The 16,855-nt window shown below is 62.2% G+C and carries 16 protein-coding genes; 6 read left to right on the top strand and 10 right to left on the bottom strand.

What is annotated here, in order from left to right; genetic code table 11:
- Positions 1-84: 84 nt before the first annotated feature.
- Together I6E60_RS14695 and I6E60_RS12585 are read right to left on the bottom strand one after the other, a co-directional pair.
- Positions 85-1,710 (bottom strand): LPXTG cell wall anchor domain-containing protein, encoded by a 1,626-nt coding sequence (locus tag I6E60_RS14695; RefSeq protein ID WP_197180649.1) that lies wholly within the window; start codon positions 1,708-1,710, stop codon positions 85-87.
- A gap of 113 nt (positions 1,711-1,823) precedes the next feature.
- Entirely contained in the window at positions 1,824-2,447 is a 624-nt protein-coding gene (locus I6E60_RS12585; protein WP_197180650.1) for a TetR/AcrR family transcriptional regulator, read from the bottom strand.
- Positions 2,448-2,551: 104 nt separating this feature from the next.
- On the opposite strand from I6E60_RS12585, the gene I6E60_RS12590 reads away from it, so the two are divergent.
- Positions 2,552-2,944 carry a VOC family protein gene (locus tag I6E60_RS12590; RefSeq protein ID WP_197180652.1) on the top strand — a complete coding sequence of 131 codons (393 nt, stop codon included), beginning with the start codon at positions 2,552-2,554 and terminating at the stop codon, positions 2,942-2,944.
- Positions 2,945-2,996: 52 nt separating this feature from the next.
- Here I6E60_RS12590 and I6E60_RS12595 read toward each other — a convergent pair whose 3' ends face one another.
- Both I6E60_RS12595 and I6E60_RS12600 read right to left on the bottom strand, forming a co-directional pair.
- Positions 2,997-3,332, bottom strand: a complete 336-nt coding sequence (locus tag I6E60_RS12595; RefSeq protein ID WP_197180653.1) for a hypothetical protein — start codon at positions 3,330-3,332, stop codon at positions 2,997-2,999.
- A gap of 15 nt (positions 3,333-3,347) precedes the next feature.
- Positions 3,348-3,614: a hypothetical protein gene (locus I6E60_RS12600; RefSeq protein WP_197125465.1), complete on the bottom strand. Its 267-nt coding sequence runs from the start codon at positions 3,612-3,614 to the stop codon at positions 3,348-3,350.
- Between the two features lie 112 nt (positions 3,615-3,726).
- Between I6E60_RS12600 and nadE the strand changes: the two genes are divergently transcribed.
- The 3 genes from nadE to I6E60_RS12615 are packed head-to-tail and all read left to right on the top strand — an operon-like array spanning position 3,727 to position 6,753.
- On the top strand, positions 3,727-4,551 hold the full coding sequence (gene nadE / locus I6E60_RS12605) for an ammonia-dependent NAD(+) synthetase (protein WP_197180654.1): 825 nt from the start codon (positions 3,727-3,729) through the stop codon (positions 4,549-4,551).
- Positions 4,552-4,561: 10 nt separating this feature from the next.
- A complete protein-coding gene (locus tag I6E60_RS12610; RefSeq protein ID WP_197180656.1) occupies positions 4,562-5,239 on the top strand; it encodes an ABC transporter ATP-binding protein in 678 nt (225 codons plus the stop codon).
- A complete protein-coding gene (locus tag I6E60_RS12615) occupies positions 5,239-6,753 on the top strand; it encodes a hypothetical protein (RefSeq protein ID WP_197180657.1) in 1,515 nt (504 codons plus the stop codon). The genes I6E60_RS12610 and I6E60_RS12615 overlap by 1 nt, the downstream gene beginning before the upstream one ends.
- A 22-nt stretch (positions 6,754-6,775) precedes the next feature.
- Here I6E60_RS12615 and I6E60_RS12620 read toward each other — a convergent pair whose 3' ends face one another.
- The 6 genes from I6E60_RS12620 to I6E60_RS12645 form a co-directional block, all read right to left on the bottom strand.
- Positions 6,776-9,004 carry a S9 family peptidase gene (locus I6E60_RS12620; protein WP_197180659.1) on the bottom strand — a complete coding sequence of 743 codons (2,229 nt, stop codon included), beginning with the start codon at positions 9,002-9,004 and terminating at the stop codon, positions 6,776-6,778.
- A gap of 67 nt (positions 9,005-9,071) precedes the next feature.
- Positions 9,072-9,815 (bottom strand): FadR/GntR family transcriptional regulator, encoded by a 744-nt coding sequence (locus I6E60_RS12625; protein WP_197180660.1) that lies wholly within the window; start codon positions 9,813-9,815, stop codon positions 9,072-9,074.
- Complete coding sequence (locus tag I6E60_RS12630) at positions 9,815-10,603, bottom strand: 3-oxoacyl-ACP reductase (protein ID WP_197125454.1); 789 nt, start codon at positions 10,601-10,603, stop codon at positions 9,815-9,817. The genes I6E60_RS12625 and I6E60_RS12630 overlap by 1 nt, the downstream gene beginning before the upstream one ends.
- Positions 10,604-10,636: 33 nt before the next feature.
- The gene (locus tag I6E60_RS12635) at positions 10,637-11,998 is read right to left on the bottom strand and encodes an aldehyde dehydrogenase (protein ID WP_197125452.1); all 1,362 of its coding nucleotides are present in this window, start codon (positions 11,996-11,998) and stop codon (positions 10,637-10,639) included.
- Positions 11,995-12,738: a gamma-glutamyl-gamma-aminobutyrate hydrolase family protein gene (locus I6E60_RS12640; protein ID WP_197180662.1), complete on the bottom strand. Its 744-nt coding sequence runs from the start codon at positions 12,736-12,738 to the stop codon at positions 11,995-11,997. Before I6E60_RS12640 ends, I6E60_RS12635 begins: the two co-directional genes overlap by 4 nt.
- Positions 12,725-14,092 (bottom strand): glutamine synthetase family protein, encoded by a 1,368-nt coding sequence (locus tag I6E60_RS12645; protein WP_197180663.1) that lies wholly within the window; start codon positions 14,090-14,092, stop codon positions 12,725-12,727. The genes I6E60_RS12640 and I6E60_RS12645 overlap by 14 nt, the downstream gene beginning before the upstream one ends.
- Positions 14,093-14,310: 218 nt before the next feature.
- Between I6E60_RS12645 and I6E60_RS12650 the strand changes: the two genes are divergently transcribed.
- Positions 14,311-15,855 (top strand): amino acid permease, encoded by a 1,545-nt coding sequence (locus tag I6E60_RS12650; RefSeq protein WP_197180665.1) that lies wholly within the window; start codon positions 14,311-14,313, stop codon positions 15,853-15,855.
- 135 nt (positions 15,856-15,990) lie between these two features.
- Complete coding sequence (locus I6E60_RS12655) at positions 15,991-16,851, top strand: sulfurtransferase (protein ID WP_197125439.1); 861 nt, start codon at positions 15,991-15,993, stop codon at positions 16,849-16,851.
- Positions 16,852-16,855: the final 4 nt, after the last annotated feature.

Below are 16,855 nucleotides of genomic sequence, written 5' to 3' on the forward strand. Positions count from 1 at the left end.
GAAACGTACGCGGAATCGTCGGTAACAGCGAATGTGGTTGCGCTTGTCGCCTGGTCTCCTGCTCGCGTGAGCGAGAAAGGCAGCTTAGTGACGAGGTTGCGGTGCGCGCTGGCGTTGGTGAGATTGCAGCGCTGAGCTGCGACGAGCGGTGAGCAAAGCCGATCCGGCAAGGAGCAGGAAGGTGGCAGCTAGAGCCGCGTTTGTCGCATCCGAGCCGGTCGCGGGCAGCAGTGCGCCGGCGAAACGAACGGTGGTGGCGTCGGAGGCGAGCGTGAGTTGGTCGGACGCGACCGTGGCGATGCTCGAGAAGTCGGCTCCGACATCCGTGACAACCAAGATCGCGGTGCAGGTTCCGGTAGCACCGGGGGCGAGGTTTGTGGGCATTGCCGAGCAGTCGAACGCCAGCGTCGGCAGGGTGCTGGTGACAACAACGTTGTCGAGAGTGGTGTTTCCCGTGTTGTGTGCCGAAACAGTGAAAGTCACGGTGTCGCCCACGGCGGTGTAGGTGGTGGCGTCGGTGCTCTGGGCGACGTCGAGCGCAGAGGCTTGGCTGATGGCGGTGCTTGCGGTGGCGGCCACTGAGGTGACGGTTTCGCCCCACGTCTCTCCGGAGGCTGTGGCGGAGTTGGTGTAGCTGCCAGCGTCGATATCGTCTTGCGTCACAGCATGCTCGGCGGTGCAGGTCATGGTGGCGCCTGCGGCGAGGGTGTTTGCGGGGCACGAGAGGTTCTGCGCTCCGGCGTCGTTCACGGTGACGTTGCTGAGCGCGAGTGTGCCGGTGTTGGTGAGGAGAAAGCTGTAGTCGATGAGGTCGCCGACCTGACTCGCCGTGGCGGGCAATGCTGTCGCGGTCTTCGCGATCGTGAGGTTTGCCGTGCCGTCGACAACGGACGGGCCGATGAAGCTCATTCCCTCCGTGACGGCAGTTCCTGTGTCGTGTTCGTCGCCCACGATGACCACCATGCGTGAGACGGGGGTGGCGAGATCGGCGGTGAAACCGATCCAGCGCGTGCTGCGGTTGCCGCAGCCGTCGGGATCTGTGCCGCACAGACTTTGGTCGCCGCTCGGCACAATTTCTTCTTCAGAGATCAGCAGATCGTCGGTGTCGTAGAGGCGCACGAGGGCGGGGACGCCCAACCCATCGGTGCGTGTTTCGAGATCGCCAAACCAGCCGCCAAATGCAAGTACGTCAGCCGAAAACGTGAACTCAAACGCGTCACGGGTGTTGGCTTCTTGGGAATTGCCGCCTGATGCTCCGTAGCTGAAGCCGGCGCCGTTGGTGCAGCCGCTGTTGCCATCGAGGAGCGAGGGCCGAGGTGAGCTGCTTTGAAGGGTGTTGCCGCTGCCGGTGCACTGGGCGATTCCGGGGTTAGGGCTCACGCCGACAAGGGTGGTCGTGGCGCCGGGGGTGTACATGGTGCGTTCAACGGACACGGTGGTGCCGCCCGGTGTAGTTGCAATCACGCCGGAGAGTGGATCGTTCTGGGTGCCGTTAATGACGAGGGGAGCGGGAACTGTGCCGCCACGCGCGGTAACGGCGGTGCCCCACGCGTCGCGAAGGGTGGTGGCGGCGGCACGACCGGCGATGTTGTTTCCCGATGCTTCTGCCGAGACGTGCGAATACGTCGCAGCGGATGCCGGAGTCGCCACGAGCGCGACGAGAGAGGTCGCGAGGGCGGCGACGAAAGCAGTCTTAATCGGGTACTTCACAGTGAATCCTTTAGCGTGAAGTCGCTTCGGGTGCGACCAACACACCACCACCCTACGGGACAAGGGTCGCGCGGTTCATTACCCAGTTGGGGTGGCGTGGGAATCTGGCAGCTTTAGCGGGCGGCGTAACGCCAAGTGTCGATCAGCCCATGGATAGCGGCAAACGCTGAGCGGATGTGCTCGGCGCCAGCCTGCGAGCGGATGGTGACTTGGAGCCCCAGGAACATCAGCGACAGGATCTCGGCTCGTTGTGCGGTGAGGGAATCGTTCTCGGTGTCTGCTGGGAGAGCGTGGGCGGCCAAAGCGGTCATCTGCAGGCGAAGCTCGCGACCGTAGTCGACAGAGAAGTCTTCGTAGCCCGGGGTGCTGCCTCGCAGTTCATTCGCGCTCATCACCATGAGGCATCCAAGGCTGCCTTCGTTGGTTCCTGCGAATTCTTCGAACTTGTCGAAGAAGGTATGGATGCCGTCAACGCCGGGCCCAGATTCGGCCCGCAGTTGGGTGAGCATCGTCATCCGCTCGCCGAGGTAGCGCCGCAGCACGGTGGCGAAGAGTTCCTCTTTGCTGCCGAAGGTGCGGTACAGGCTGGGTTTGTGAACGCCGCTGGCTTCAACGATGTCGCTCATGGAGGTGTGACCGTAGCCCTGCTGCCAGAACAGCGCAGTGAGTTGATTGAGCACAGCTTCTTCGTCGAAGGCTCGCGGGCGGCCAGCGGTGGGTGTTAACGTGGTGCTCATTCACCCACTCTACGTCCATCCGTGGATATTTAGAACCCACCGGTATCAAAACAATCGTGTGCTGTTCAGGACGCTTCGTTGGTGAAAAATGGAGGGAAAGACCGATGACCAGTTCCTTAGACAACGTAGAAGCCATCACCGTGTTCTCGGATAATGTTCCGGCATCCCGAGAGTTTTACACGAGAGTCTTTGCAGCGCCCATCCTGTTTGAAGACGAGGTGTCGGTCGCACTGCGAATCGGTGCCATTGTGATCAACGTCTTAGCGCGAAGCGAAGCCCCAGCGTTGATAGCGCCCGAGCCGATCGCAGAAGCGGGAGCAGCGGCATCCGTGATGCTGACAGTGAATGTCCCCGATGTGGATGCCGCGTGTGCTGCCGTGCGCGAGCATGGCGTCGAGCTCGTCAACGGGCCCGTCGATCGGCCGTGGGGTCGCCGCACTGCGGTGTTTCTCGATCCGTCTGGGTTGCCGTGGGAGGTCGCTCAGGAGCTCGGCTAGCTATTGCTCGCCCAAGGATCACGCTGTTCATTCTGTACGCAGGCTGAAGCTGCTACTTCGTGTTGAACGCGCCAGAGGTGATGTGCAGCAGCGCGGCCTCGGCGAGCTCCGACCACTGCTCGGCGTGAGCAGAAGGCACCGCGACCCAATCTTTGAACGGGCGGCCTTTGCCTGAGGGATCGAATAGCTCGGAACCGTCTAGAACGAGAGCGGCAGTGTGAGCGTCGCTGCCAGCGCCGAGACGAAATGCCAGAAAATCATCCTTAAGGCACGCGAAGCCTTTTCCCTGAATCATGAGGGAACGTTTGCTAAACATGGAGCCAGCGGAGGCGCCCGAACCCTCAAGTTCGTTGGCGAGTTCATCGAAATGGGAGTCGGATGTCGGCATGTGTGGGTGCCCTTCTTAGCGGTTGGGCGTGGACGTGCGCTCAATCTTCAGCATGACGAGTGCGCCGACGATCAACACGGGCCCGACGAGGCGGGCGATCTGAGTGAGAAATTCGACCCCACTGGCAAGGCCGCTCGCGAACTGTGAGGCAAGCGGAAAACCGATCGATTGCGCTGCCCAATAGAGGTTGGGAATCACGAAGTTGCCCAGAACGAATCCCACGATGAGTAGGCCGAGCCCGGTCCAGAACGCGATCTTGGGGCGAAGTAGTTGATCGATCATCCGTGGCTCCTGTGTTTCGTGGGCGTAACAGTTTCAGGGTAACCCGCCGAGAGTCTGCGGCGAGGGATAAGTGAACAATCCTAATGACGGATGCCGGGGTTAGGTTTAAAGCATGACTTCGTTGCAGGCACGCATCATCTCTGATTTGAACACCCAGCCCACGATTGACCCCGCTGGGCAGATTCGTCGGCGCATCGAATTTCTCAAGGAGTACCTGAAGGCATCACACGCCAAGGGGCTCGTATTGGGGATTAGCGGTGGGCAAGACTCCTCGCTCGCGGGGCGCATCTGCCAGCTCGCGGTTGCTGAATTGCGCGCCGATGGCATCGAGGCGCAGTTTGTGGCCGTCCGGCTGCCGCACGGGGTGCAGCACGACGAAGACGATGCGCAATTGGCGCTCGACTTTATTGAGGCCGACCGCGAAGTCACCTTCAACATCCAGCGTGCCGTTGACGGTATTGCCGCCGAGTTCGCGGACGCCGTGGGCGAGCCCATCACTGACTTCAACAAGGGCAACGTGAAGGCACGCGAGCGCATGGTGGCGCAGTACGCCATCGCCGGGCAACTTGGCTACCTCGTGGTTGGAACCGACCATGCGGCCGAAGCCGTCACAGGCTTCTTCACCAAGTTCGGCGACGGTGGTGCCGACGTGCTGCCGCTCACGGGCCTGACGAAGCGCCAAGGTAAGCAACTGCTCAAGCACCTCGATGCTCCCGAGCGTCTGTACGAAAAGGTGCCGACCGCAGACCTGCTCGACCACACACCAGGCCAAGCTGACGAAGCCAACCTCGGTGTCACCTACGAGCACATCGACGACTACCTCGAGGGGCTCGACGTGCCCGCCGAGGCCGCTGCCGATATCGAGCAGAAGTACCTCAATACTCGCCACAAGCGCACCGTTCCCGTCTCTATGTACGACGAGTGGTGGACTGCCTAGAATAGGTTTCATGGGGAATTCTCACGACACGGATGCGGCGCTCGAAGTCGAGCGGCCATCTGGGGTTCGAGTGGATTCCCTCGCTGTCAGCATCGACGGTGCCGCTCTGCTCGAACCTTTCTCGTTCGATATCCCCGCCGGAACCGCGGTCGCAATAACCGGCGCGAACGGTGCGGGCAAGACAACGCTGCTGCGGGTGCTCGCTGGTCTGGTGCCGCCGACTGCGGGCAGTGCGCACGTTGGTGGGCTGCCAGTGGATGAGCGAAACCCGGCTTTTCGACGAATGGTGGCGGGTCATATCGGCCACACTTCGTTCGCCCGCGATCTCACGCTCGATGAGCAACTGACAATGGTCGGCGTCTCGTGGGGTGCCGAGGTTCCTGGCGCTCGCGAGCGGGCTTCTGCGTTGCTCGATGACTTCGGCCTGACCTACCTGCGAACGCGCTTCGCCCACGAACTGTCGTCGGGCCAAACACAAATGTTCTCCTTAGCGCTCGCAATCGCACGGCCCTTCGAGGTGCTTCTGCTCGATGAACCAGAGCAGCGACTCGATAAGGAACGCCGAAGCCAAGTCACTGGCATCTTGAGAGGTCTCGTCGCTCAGGGCACAACGCTGCTATTCGCTTCTCACAATGCGAAACTGATTGACGCCGTGAGCGACCGCACGGTTGCGTTGACGCGCTCGTAATGGCATCCGATCCCACGCTTCGGCGCTTGAGACAACTGCGTCGTGACCAGCGAGCCCAGAGCAAGAGCGACCTTAGATACACGATTTACGTGGCGCTGATGGTGCTGCTGATCGTTGGTGTGCCCGTGATCCGGATGGCGATTCTCGGCCTCGCGTCGCCCGAGATCGTGGCTTTTGTGGTGAGCGCAGCCGCACCCGCCGTCCTTTCGGCCGTGACGGGGCTGCTGATTGCTGCACTCGTCGTGCTCGGGCGCATTCGCGGCCCAGCACTCGTGGATCCGTTTCGGAGTGCCATCGTCGCGAGCAATCATCTGCCTCGTAGCCAGACGCTGCTTCGACCGTTTCTTGTCTCGACAACTCAACTCGTCGGGGTTCTCGTTGCGCTTGCCCTTGTTCTTTCCGCTGCGCTCGCGGTGGCGGGAGCGGCGTCAGCGCTGTCTGTAGTCGTGTTTGTGGCGGCGACGGTGCTCGTGGGCATTCTGGCCGGGATCGCGTGGCTGGGCGGGCAGAGTCTGCCGCCGCGCTCGTCACAGCGGATTGCTGCCGCGCTTGCAGCAGTCTCGCTCACCGGTGCCGTGATCCCGGGCGGGTTGCTCCTGACACCGTGGGGCTGGGTCGCGCTGCTCTACCCGAGTTCCGGGCTTGCGCCGTGGCTGGCGCTCGCCGGGCTTGCGATCGCGGTTTTGGCGGCTTCATTGGTGGTGCCGAAACTCTTGGACGGCATCCGTGGTTCCGAGCTGAACGCTCAAGCGCAGCGCTGGACGAGTGCCGCTACGTTCACTGCATCCGCTGACTTAGCAGGAGCGTTTGAGCAGTTTCGCGCGTTGCCTACGGTGGGGCGCCAATGGCGAGCGGTGCAAGTCGTACCAACGCCCATTCTGATGCTTGCTCGTGACGTCATCGGCTCTCTTCGCACTCCGGAACGTACGATCCTGGCCGCGTTGTCGCTGACTGTTGCAGGATTTTTGCTCGCCAGCATCAGCGCTGTTCCCGCAACGGTAGCGTGGGCGCCAGCGCTCCTCGGCGGTGTCATCGCGTTCCTCGCGCTTGGAGTCTGGAGCGACGGCTTTCGCCATGCCGCTGACGCTGCTGTGGCACTGCCGCTCTATGGCTTTGGCGTTGCGAAAGAAATCGCATTGCACGCAACGCTGCCGGTGGTGGGCGTGCTCGTGTTCGTGGGCGCCGGAGCGCTCACCGCTCTCGCCGTCGGCGCGTCACCGGTAAGCGTCGTCGTGGCACTGGCGTTCGTGCTGTTCATCGTGACCGTTCGCGTCATGGCTGCCACCAAGGGGCAGATGCCGCTGGAGCTTCTCACCCCGATCCCTACCCCGGGCGGCGACTTTTCTGGCGCCCTCGTCATGATGTGGCAGGCGGATGCACTGCTGCTCACGGGCGTGCTGAGCCTAGCCTTGACGACCAGTTGGCTCAGTACTCCGGTGCTGCTCGCGGTGATCCCCGTGGCAGCGGTAATCGTGCTTGCGATTGCGAGACACAATCTTGCGAATGCTCGCTAAGGCGCTGCGTGCACGCCCGCGATCAGTGCGCTGAGGGTCGCGTCACATCCACCATCCAGGCGTAGTTGAAGGCACGCTCGCGCCAGGCGTCATAGCGGCCGGAGACGCCGCCGTGGCCCGCCGCCATCTCGGTCTTGAGCAGAGCATCCGCCCCCACCTCTCGTAGTCGAGCGACCCATTTGGCGGGCTCGACGTACAGCACGCGAGTGTCGTTGAGCGAGGTCACGGCGAGGATGCGCGGGTAGTGGGCGTCGTGCACGTTCTCGAGCGGCGAGTACGACTTCATGTAGTAGTAGACCTCCTCGTTGTGCAGGGGGTCACCCCACTCGTCCCACTCGATGACCGTCAGCGGCAGTGAGGGGTCGAGAATCGACGTGAGCGGGTCAACAAACGGAACGACCGCGAGGATGCCCGAGAACAGTTGCGGGGCAAGGTTCGCGACGGCGCCCATGAGCAGGCCGCCGGCGCTTCCGCCCTCCGCAACGAGGCGATCGCTTGAGGTGACATCGGTGTCGATGAGGTGATGGGCGCACGCGACAAAGTCGGTGAACGTGTTGCGCTTGTGTAGCTTCTTGCCGCCCTCGTACCAGGTGCGGCCCAGTTCGCCACCGCCGCGCACGTGGGCGACAGCGAACACCATGCCGCGGTCGAGCAGGCTCAGGCGGGCAGCGGTAAAGCCCGGGTCAATGCTGATCTCATAGGAGCCGTAGCCGTAGAGCACCGTCGGCGCCGGGGTGCCGGGTACTACGAGGTCGTTGCGGTACACGAGGGAGATCGGCACGCGAGTGCCGTCGGAGGCAGTCGCCCACTCTCGACGCTGGGTGTAGAGCGCTGGATCAAAGCGGCCGAGCACCGGCTGCTGTTTGCGCACGACCAGCTCGTTGTCATCCACGAGGTAGTCGTACACGATCGTCGGGGTCACGAAACTGCCATAGCTGAGACGGATGCTCGGCTGATTCCATTCGGGGTTGGAGCTGAGGCCCACGGTGAAAAGTTCATCGTCGAATTTCAGCTCGTGGGGAGTGTCTTCGTAGCGTCCGCCATGCTTGGGAACGATCGCAACTGCCACTCGCGTGAGTCCCTCGCGGCGGTACTCGATCGCCACGAAATCCTTGAAGGCATCCACGCCCTCGAGGCGCACGGCTTCGTTGTGGGGGAGGATCACGCGGCGCTCGCCGAGGGGATCCGCCGCCGCAACACTCACGAGCTCGAAGTTGATCGCCTCTTTGTTGTGCACAATCAGCAGACGATCTTGCGTGCCCACCACCACGTGCTCGACGTCGTACTCGACGCCGACTTCGCGCGGCCAGACGACCTCAAAGTCACCGGTCGGGTCGCTCGTATCGAGCAGTCGCGTCTCGCTCGTCAGGCGCGAGCCCGCTTCGATTGCCAAATACTTGCCACTGCGCGACCGACCGACGCCCACCCAGAAACTCTCATCGGGCTCATGAAAGACCTGCACCGCGGATGCCGCGGCCGTGCCCAACTCGTAGCGCCAGACGGTATCGGGCCGCCATGCATCATCCACCGTCGTATAGAAGACGTACTTGCCCGTGGCATCCAACAGCGCGCCGCCCGCGGTGCCCGGAATCTCGTCCGGAAGGTCATCGGCGGAGCTGAAGCGGATGACGGTGTCGGTGTCGGAGGGACTGCTCGCGACTGTGCTCGCGGCAGCGCTCGCCGCAGCGGCGTCACCGAGCTGGCGCACGCGCAACGTGTATCGCTCGTCGCCCTCGATGTCGACGCCGTAAAGCAACAGGGTTCCGTCGTCGCTGAGCGAGAACGAACCGAGGCTGAAGAATTCGTGACCCTCTGCTTCGACGTTGTCGTCGAGAAGGATCTGCTCGCCGCGGAGAGTCGTGGGGACAGTGGGCGCATCTGCGCCAGCGTCACCAGCCACAGGCTCGCCAATCGTTGGGGGAGTCCAGTCGTCGTCACTTGCGATCGGTGCGCGGCAGTGGATCGCGTACTGCTTGCCCTCTTCGGTGCGGCTGAAATACCACCACTGGCCGCGACGAACCGGAACACTCAGATCGGTCTCCTGAGTGCGTGCCTTGATCTCTTCAAAGATCTGCTCCTGCAACACGCTGAGGTGGCTCGTGCGCGCCGCAGTGAAAGCATTCTCAGCATGGAGATGCGCGAGGGTGTCGGGGCTCTCTTTGTCACGCATCCACTCGTAATTGTCGACGTAGTGGTCGCCATGCTGGATGCGTTCGGTAGGAACCTTTGCGGCTTCAGGTGGAGTGAGCATGACTTCAGCGTATGCCCGATTTCTGCGAAGCGGGCATGCCAGAGAAGTGAAACCGGTGGGAAAACTGTTACTCGAGGAACCCGCGCAGCAGAAGCGCAGTGCCGGCCAAGTGCTCGCTCATTGCCTGCGCCGCGGCATCCGGACGCCCAGTGAGGATAGCGATCGCAATCTGCTCGTGTTGAGTATTCGAGTGCGCAATGTTGGGCCCGAGCGAGGGGATGCTGTCGAGCAACTCGTTCACGCGCATCCGCACATCGGCGATGAGCGGAGTGAGAGATGCGGAACCGGCGAGCTCGCCCACCATGAGGTGAAAGCGGGAATCGAGTCGACGATATTCTTCATCGCTCGCAGCGTTGGCGTTGCTGAGACTCTCCCAGAGAAGTTCTCGCTCGGTGGGAGTAAGGGCGCGACCGGCGGCGGCGCGCGCACCACCAACCTCGAGGATTTCCCGCAGCGTGAGCGTGTCTTCGATGAGTTCGGGCGTGAGCTGGCGTGCTGCCCCAACCGGGTCGCCCGAGGCGGTTCCGGGAGTGTGTGTGGGGAGCGTTTCGCTGACAAACGTGCCGCCGTAGCGACCGCGACGAGACACCAGATAGCCAGCGTCACTCAGCGAAGCGATAGCGTCCCGAACCGTATCGCGGCTGACAGAGAGCATCGTGGCAAGCTCTCGTTCGGCAGGCAATCGCTCTCCGGGAGCGACTAAGCCGAGGCGCACCGTCTGGAGGAGTCGCTGAACGGTCTCCTCGAAGGAGTTGCCCCCGCGCACGGGGCGCAGCAGCAGCTCTCCGTGGAGACCGGTCGGCTCATCCATTACAGCGGTGTTGTGTAGGCGGAGCTGATTCCGCCATCGACGATGAACGTCGAAGCGGTAATGAATGACGAGTCATCGCTGGCGAGGAAGGCAACGGCAGCGGCGAGTTCGTCGGCTTCCGCGAAGCGTCCCATGGGGATGTGGACGAGGCGGCGAGCGGCACGTTCAGGATCCTTCGCAAAGAGCTCTTGGAGGAGGGGAGTGCTCGTGGGGCCGGGGCAGAGTGCATTGACTCGAATTCCCTCCCGGGCGAACTGCACACCCAACTCACGGCTCATCGCCAGCACGCCACCCTTCGATGCCGTGTATGAAATCTGGCTGGTCGCCGATCCCATGATAGCGACGAAGGATGCCGTATTAATGATCGAGCCCTTGCCCTGGGCGACCATGTGGCGAAGCGCGGCGCGGCAGCAGAGGTACACCGACTTGAGGTTGACGTCTTGCACTTTCTCCCACGCGGGCAATTCGGTGGTGACGATCGAGTCGTCCTCGGGCGGCGAAATTCCGGCGTTGTTGAAGGCGATGTCGACCGAGCCGTAGGTGCTCGCGGTGGTGTCGAAGAGTTCATTGACCTGCGCTTCATCGGTCACATTTACCTTGATGAAGTGGCCGCCCACGAGCTCAGCGGCAGCGAGCCCGGTTGTCTCATCCATGTCACCGATGATGACGGTCGCACCTTCAGCGGCGAAACGACGTGCGGTAGCAAGACCGATACCGCTCGCTCCGCCGGTGATGACGGCGACCTTGCCAGCGAGGCGCTGTGTGAGGTCAATAGGGGTGATGCTCATTCGGTGCTCCTTGAATAGGAAGGGGTGAATTTGTCAGTCGACAGCGATGAAAACATTTTTGGTTTCGGTGAAGTTCAGTGGAGCATCCGGGCCGAGTTCGCGACCGAGACCGGATTGCTTGAAGCCGCCGAAAGGGGTCGAGTACCGCACGGAGGAGTGCGAATTGACCGACAGGTTGCCGGCCTCGACACCACGAGAAACCCGGATAGCGCGGCTGACATCGCGCGTCCAGATGGAGCCCGAGAGCCCATACTCAGAATCGTTGGCCAACTGCAGCGCATCGGACTCGTCATCGAACGGGAGGACCGTCACTACCGGCCCGAAAATCTCGTCGGTCACGCAACGGTCGCTGCGTGACTCTGGAGTCAGCACTGTAGGCGCGAACCAGAAGCCTGGGCCGTCGGGCGCGCTGCCGCGGAACGCGACGGGCGCATCCGCCGGAACGTAGGACTGCACCGAAGCCAAGTGCTTGGCGGAGACCAGCGGACCCATTTCAGTTGCTTCGTCATGGGGGTCGCCAACGCGCACACCAGCAACGGCAGGCTCTAGAAGTTCCATGAAGCGGTCGTAGGCGCTGCGTTCGACGAGGATGCGGCTGCGGGCGCAGCAATCTTGGCCCGCGTTTTCGAAGACTCCGTAGGGTGCCGCAGCGGCCGCCTTTTCTAGGTCGGCATCCGCGAACACGATGTTGGCACTCTTGCCGCCGAGCTCGAGCGTGACGCGCTTCACTTGGTCAGCGCAGCCGGCCATGATCTGCTTGCCCACGGCGGTCGACCCGGTGAAGACAACTTTGCGCACCGTGGGGTTGGTCACGAAGCGCTCGCCGACGACGGAACCCTTGCCGGGGAGCACCTGGAACAGTCCTTCGGGCAGTCCAGCTTCGAGAGCGAGTTCGCCCAGCCGGATGCTCGTGAGTGGCGTCCACTCGGCGGGCTTCAGCACCACGGCATTGCCCGCAGCGAGGGCCGGAGCGAATCCCCACGCCGCAATCGTCATCGGAAAGTTCCACGGCGTAATCACGCCAACGACGCCGAGCGGCTCGTGAAAGGTGAGGTTGATACCGCCAGCGACGGGAATCTGCTGGCCGAACATCCGCTCGGGGGCCGCAGCGTAATAGTTGAGAACGTCGCGCACATGGCCGGCTTCCCACCGAGCCTGAGAGATCGGATGCCCGGAGTTGCTGACTTCCAGCGAGGCAAGATTCTCGAGGTCGCCGTCTACGGTCTGCGCGAAGCGACGCAACAGGAGCGCCTTGTCGGCGGGGGAGACGCGAGCCCACGCCTTCTGGGCGACGGCGGCGCGGGCGATTGCCGCATCCGTCGCTTCGATATCGAGCAGATCGACAGAGCCGATCTCGGCCTCAGTTGCGGGGTTGATGACGGTATAGGTGCTCACGCGAGAGCCTTTCGGTAGTGGCGGGCCGCTTCAACGAGACCCTCGAACAGTCGGATGTCTTCTGGCGCTGCCTCGGGATGCCATTGCACGGCAACCACGAAGGTTGCGGACGGTAGTTCGACAGCTTCAATAACGTCGTCGCTCGTGCGTGCCGTGACGACGAGCCCGTCGGCGAGGCGATCGATTGCTTGGTGGTGGTAGAGGGGCACTACGAGGGGGTCGGTTTGCCCGCCGAGCACCTGATCGATCTGCGAATCGGCCTCGATGGCGACGGGAAGGTGGCTGAAGTTGCCGCCACCTAATTGATAGTTTCCGTGGCCAACAACCTCAGGAAGGTGCTGGTGCAGGGTGCCACCGAGAGCAACATTGAGCACTTGAGCACCCCGACAAATGCCGAGGAATGGCAGGTCGGCATCGAGTGCTTGGTGCATGAGCTCGTCTTCCCACGCATCACGATCGAGTCGAGGTTCGTCGGTTGTCGGGTGGGGTTCTTGGCCATAGCGTGCTGGGTCGAAGTCTTTGCCCCCGGTGATGATGAGGCCGTCGAGCCCCTGAAGCACCCGGCGGGCAATTTCTGGGCTTACCGGCTGCGGCGGAAGAAGCACCGCGATACCGCCAGCGCGAGTGACAGCCTCGAAGTAGGCCTTCGGCAAAAACGCCGCCGGAACATCCCATACGCCCGTCTGCGCTTGTTCGAGGTAGGTGGTCAGGCCGATAAGGGGCCGATCAGAGTCGCTCAAAGCCGCGCACCTTTTCCCAGTCAGTCACTGCCGAGTCAAAGGCAGCCAATTCGATAGCGGCGTAGTTGAGGTAGTGGTCGACTACTTCATCGCCGAACGCTTCGCGGGCGAAAGTGGATGCCGCGAAGAGTTCCGTAGCTTCCCGCAGTGATGCAGGCACCCGTGGAACATCGCTGGTGTACGCATTGCCTTCGAACGCGTCGTCGAGTTCAAGCTCGTTGTCGATGCCGTAGAGGCCCGCAGCGATGAGGGCACTGACGGCCAAATACTGGTTTACGTCGCCGCCAGGAACGCGATTCTCGACCCGCATTCCGTGTCCCTGGCCTACGACGCGAAGCGCGCAGGTGCGGTTGTCGAGGCCCCAGGCCAGCGCCGTCGGGGCAAAGCTCCCCGGAACGTAACGCTTGTAGGAGTTGATGTTGGGAGCGGAGAAGAGCGTCAGCTCCCGCATCACCGCAAGCTGGCCCGCAATGAAGTGGCGGAACATCTTTGACATGCCGTGTTCGGCATCCTTGTCGGCGAAGACTGCCGTGCCATCGGTGCCGCGAAGGCTGATGTGGATGTGGCAGCTATTACCTTCCTTCTCGTTGTATTTCGCCATGAAGGTGAGGCTCTTGCCGTGAGCATCGGCGATTTCCTTCGCACCATTTTTGTAGATCGAGTGGTTGTCGCACGTATCAAGGGCTGACGCGTAGCGGAAGCCGATCTCTTGCTGGCCAGGATTGCACTCGCCTTTCACTCCTTCGCAGTACATGCCGGCGCCATCCATGCCGTTACGGATGTCGCGAAGCAGCGGTTCCATGCGCGTAGAGGCCAGAACGTTGTAGTCGATGTTGTAGTCGGTGGCGGCTGACAGTTCGCGGTAGCCCTTCTTCCAGGCCTCGCGGTAACTGTCGTCAAAGACGATGAATTCGAGTTCAGTGGCAACGAAAGTGTCGAGCCCGCGCTCGGCGAGACGCTCGAGTTGAGCTTTCAGGATCTGGCGAGGGGATGGCGCGACTGGGGTTTCGTCGTGCCACTTCAGGTCAGCGGTGACGAGCGCGGTGGCCACGAGCCACGGGGCGCGGCGCAGGGTTCCCAAATCGGGCACCATGACCATGTCGCCGTAGCCGCGCGACCAGCTCGACATTGCGTAGCCCTCGACGGTGTTCATGTCGACGTCAACGGCTAAGAGGTAGTTGCAGCACTCCGCTCCGTGAGCGGCGGCATCCTCAAGGAAGAGTCTCGCCGAGAGACGCTTGCCCACCAGCCGCCCCTGCATGTCGGTGAAAGCCACGACAACCGTGTCGATTGCGCCGCTTGCGACGTCGTCGGTCAATTCGTCGAGCGTGAGGTTGCCTGAGCTGGGGGACATTAACTTCTCCTCATTAAGCAAGTCAAATGGTGCGCTTTCCGACCATTAGAACACACCCACGCCGGTGCTGCTCGAAAATCTTCCCCATTGCCGCGGGAAATTTCTGTGGATTATGTCTAGTCAACAACCATTGATAACCGTATAGTCATCGCAAGGATTCTCCCAGCATTGTGTGATCGACCCGTCGGTGCACGCAACCAGACTGCAAAGGAAACAGGATGTCCAAAGACACACTGAACGTCTCCGGGGTGAAATACACGACGGCTGCGGCCGGGTATTTCGAGAAACGCACGCTCAAACGCACGGCGGGAATCTGGGGACTGTGGGGTCTCGCGGTCGCCGCGGTCATCTCTGGCGACTTTTCTGGCTGGAACTTTGGAATCGGCTTCGCGGGCTTTGGCGGGATGCTGATTGCCTTCGCCCTGCTGATCTTCATGTATTACGGCATGATCTTTAGCATCGGAGAAATGGCATCCGCTATGCCGCACACGGGCGGCGCCTACTCGTTCGCTCGCGCAGCAATGGGGCCGTGGGGCGGTTTCGTCACGGGGCTCGCTGAGACGATCGAATATGTGGCTACTACGGCCGTCATCGTATATTTCTCGGCTGGCTATGCCGACTTCATTACGAGCGAGCTGTTGGGCTTCTCGCTGCCGGCGCCAGTGTGGTGGCTGATTCTTTACATCGTTTTCATCGGGCTCAACTCGGCCGGCGCCGCGATTTCATTTAAATTTGCGATCATCGTGGCGATTGTTTCGATCACCATCCTGCTCGTCTTTTCGGTCATGGCAGCATTCTCTGGTCTTTTCAGCTGGGACAACTTGTTCAATATCGAGGCAGACCCTGGGCAATCATCCTTCTTGCCTCATGGCATCGTGCCGATCCTCTTTGCCCTTCCCTATGCCATGTGGTTCTTCTTGGGAATCGAAGAGCTGCCGCTTGCGGCGGAAGAAGCACACAACCCAGTCCGCGACATCCCCAAGGCCGGTTTGATCGCCCGCACGACGCTGATCATCACGGGTCTGTTGGTGCTCTTCCTTAACACGGGAATCGTTGGTGCTGCTGAGATTGCTACGTCGGGCGAGCCACTACTCGATGGATTCCGTGCGATCGTCGGAGACCAAGCAGCGGCGGCCCTCGCACTGTTTGCACTCATCGGGCTATTCGCGTCGTTGCAGGGGATCATGTTTGCTTACGGACGCAACATGTACTCGCTGTCTCGCGCAGGCTATTATCCGAAATTCTTGTCGCTCACTGGTAAGCGCCAGACTCCCGCTGTTGCACTCCTAGTGGGTGCGATTATCGGCTACGTCGCGTTGGTTCTCGTTGACAGCCTCGGCGGCGCCGATGGCGTCGCGGGTGCAATCGTCTTGAACATCGCGGTGTGGGGCGCTGTTATCGCTTACGTACTTCAGATGGTGTCGTTCCTGATTCTGCGCAAGAAATACCCGAACGCAAATCGCCCCTACCGCAGCCCCTGGGGTGTTCCCGGAGCTATTATCGGCGGCGTTCTTTCGTTGGCGATCTTCTTCGGCTTCTTCATCAACGAGCCCGCTCGTCCGGCGATCGGCGCCATCGCTGTGGTCTACATCGTAATGCTTGCGATTTTCGGGCTCTACGGTCGCAAGCGCCTCGTGCTCTCTCCAGAAGAGGAGTACGCGATCTCCGGTGGGCTGCACGGGGATCCTCAAAAGGAAGGGTACGGCGGTGCCGTCGAGGAAGAGCTTCTCGCTACTGACGGTCGGGACGAGCCCCGCAGCTAAGACGAGTTCCGCAACAGATTAGCTCCGAGCTTCCCGTCGCCCTCACCCATCCGGTCGGCGGGAAGCTCAGCTAGTGCGTGTGCGCCGACGGCGGTGAATGCGATCATGGAACCACCCCAATGATCGGAGCCTCGGATGCCACACCCCCTCGTTACCGCGAGCGAACTTGCCGCGCTACTCGACAATGCGGCCACGGGTGGCACGCCGGTGAAGGTTTTGGACGTGCGCTGGAGCCTCGGCGGCCCCGCCGGGCTACCTCTCTATAGCGAGGGTCATATTCCGGGCGCGGTGTATGTCGACCTCGATACCGAGCTTGCCGGCCACGGCGAACCGCAGGAGGGGCGTCATCCGTTGCCTGCTGCCGCGCACTTTCAGAGCGCTGCCCGCCGCTGGGGCCTCGATGCTGGCGACACGGTTGTTGTCTACGACAACTGGAACAGTCTTGCCGCCTGCCGCGCGTGGTGGCTGCTGCGCTACATGGGGGCTGCAGACGTGCGGGTGCTCGACGGTGCGCTCCCGGCGTGGACTGCGGCCGGGCATCCGCTCACTGAAGGAACCGACGACATGACGAACGCCACCCCCGGGTCGATCAGCCTCAGCGCAGGGCACGAACCTGTCCTCAACGCCGATGATGCCGCCTCGCTTCCCGAGAGTGGCGTGCTGCTCGATGCGCGCGCGGGGGAGCGCTACCGCGGCGAGACCGAGCCGATCGATCCGCGCGCCGGCCACATCCCCGGGGCGATCAGCGCACCGACCTCCGGCAATTTGGATGAGGCCGGCCACTTCCTCGATTCTGACGCGCTGCGGGAGCGGTACGTGGCGCTCGGTGTCGATGTTGATCGTGCAGTAGGCGTGTATTGCGGCTCTGGTGTCACGGCGGCTCACGACGCTCTCGCGCTGACTGTCGCAGGCTTCCGTCCGGCACTCTTTCCCGGCTCATGGTCGGCGTGGGCAAACCAGCCAGAGCGTCCCGTCGCCACCGGTGCGACGCCGTAGCTGG

This window comes from Salinibacterium sp. SWN167, from assembly GCF_015864665.1.
Lineage (GTDB): Bacteria > Actinomycetota > Actinomycetes > Actinomycetales > Microbacteriaceae > Rhodoglobus.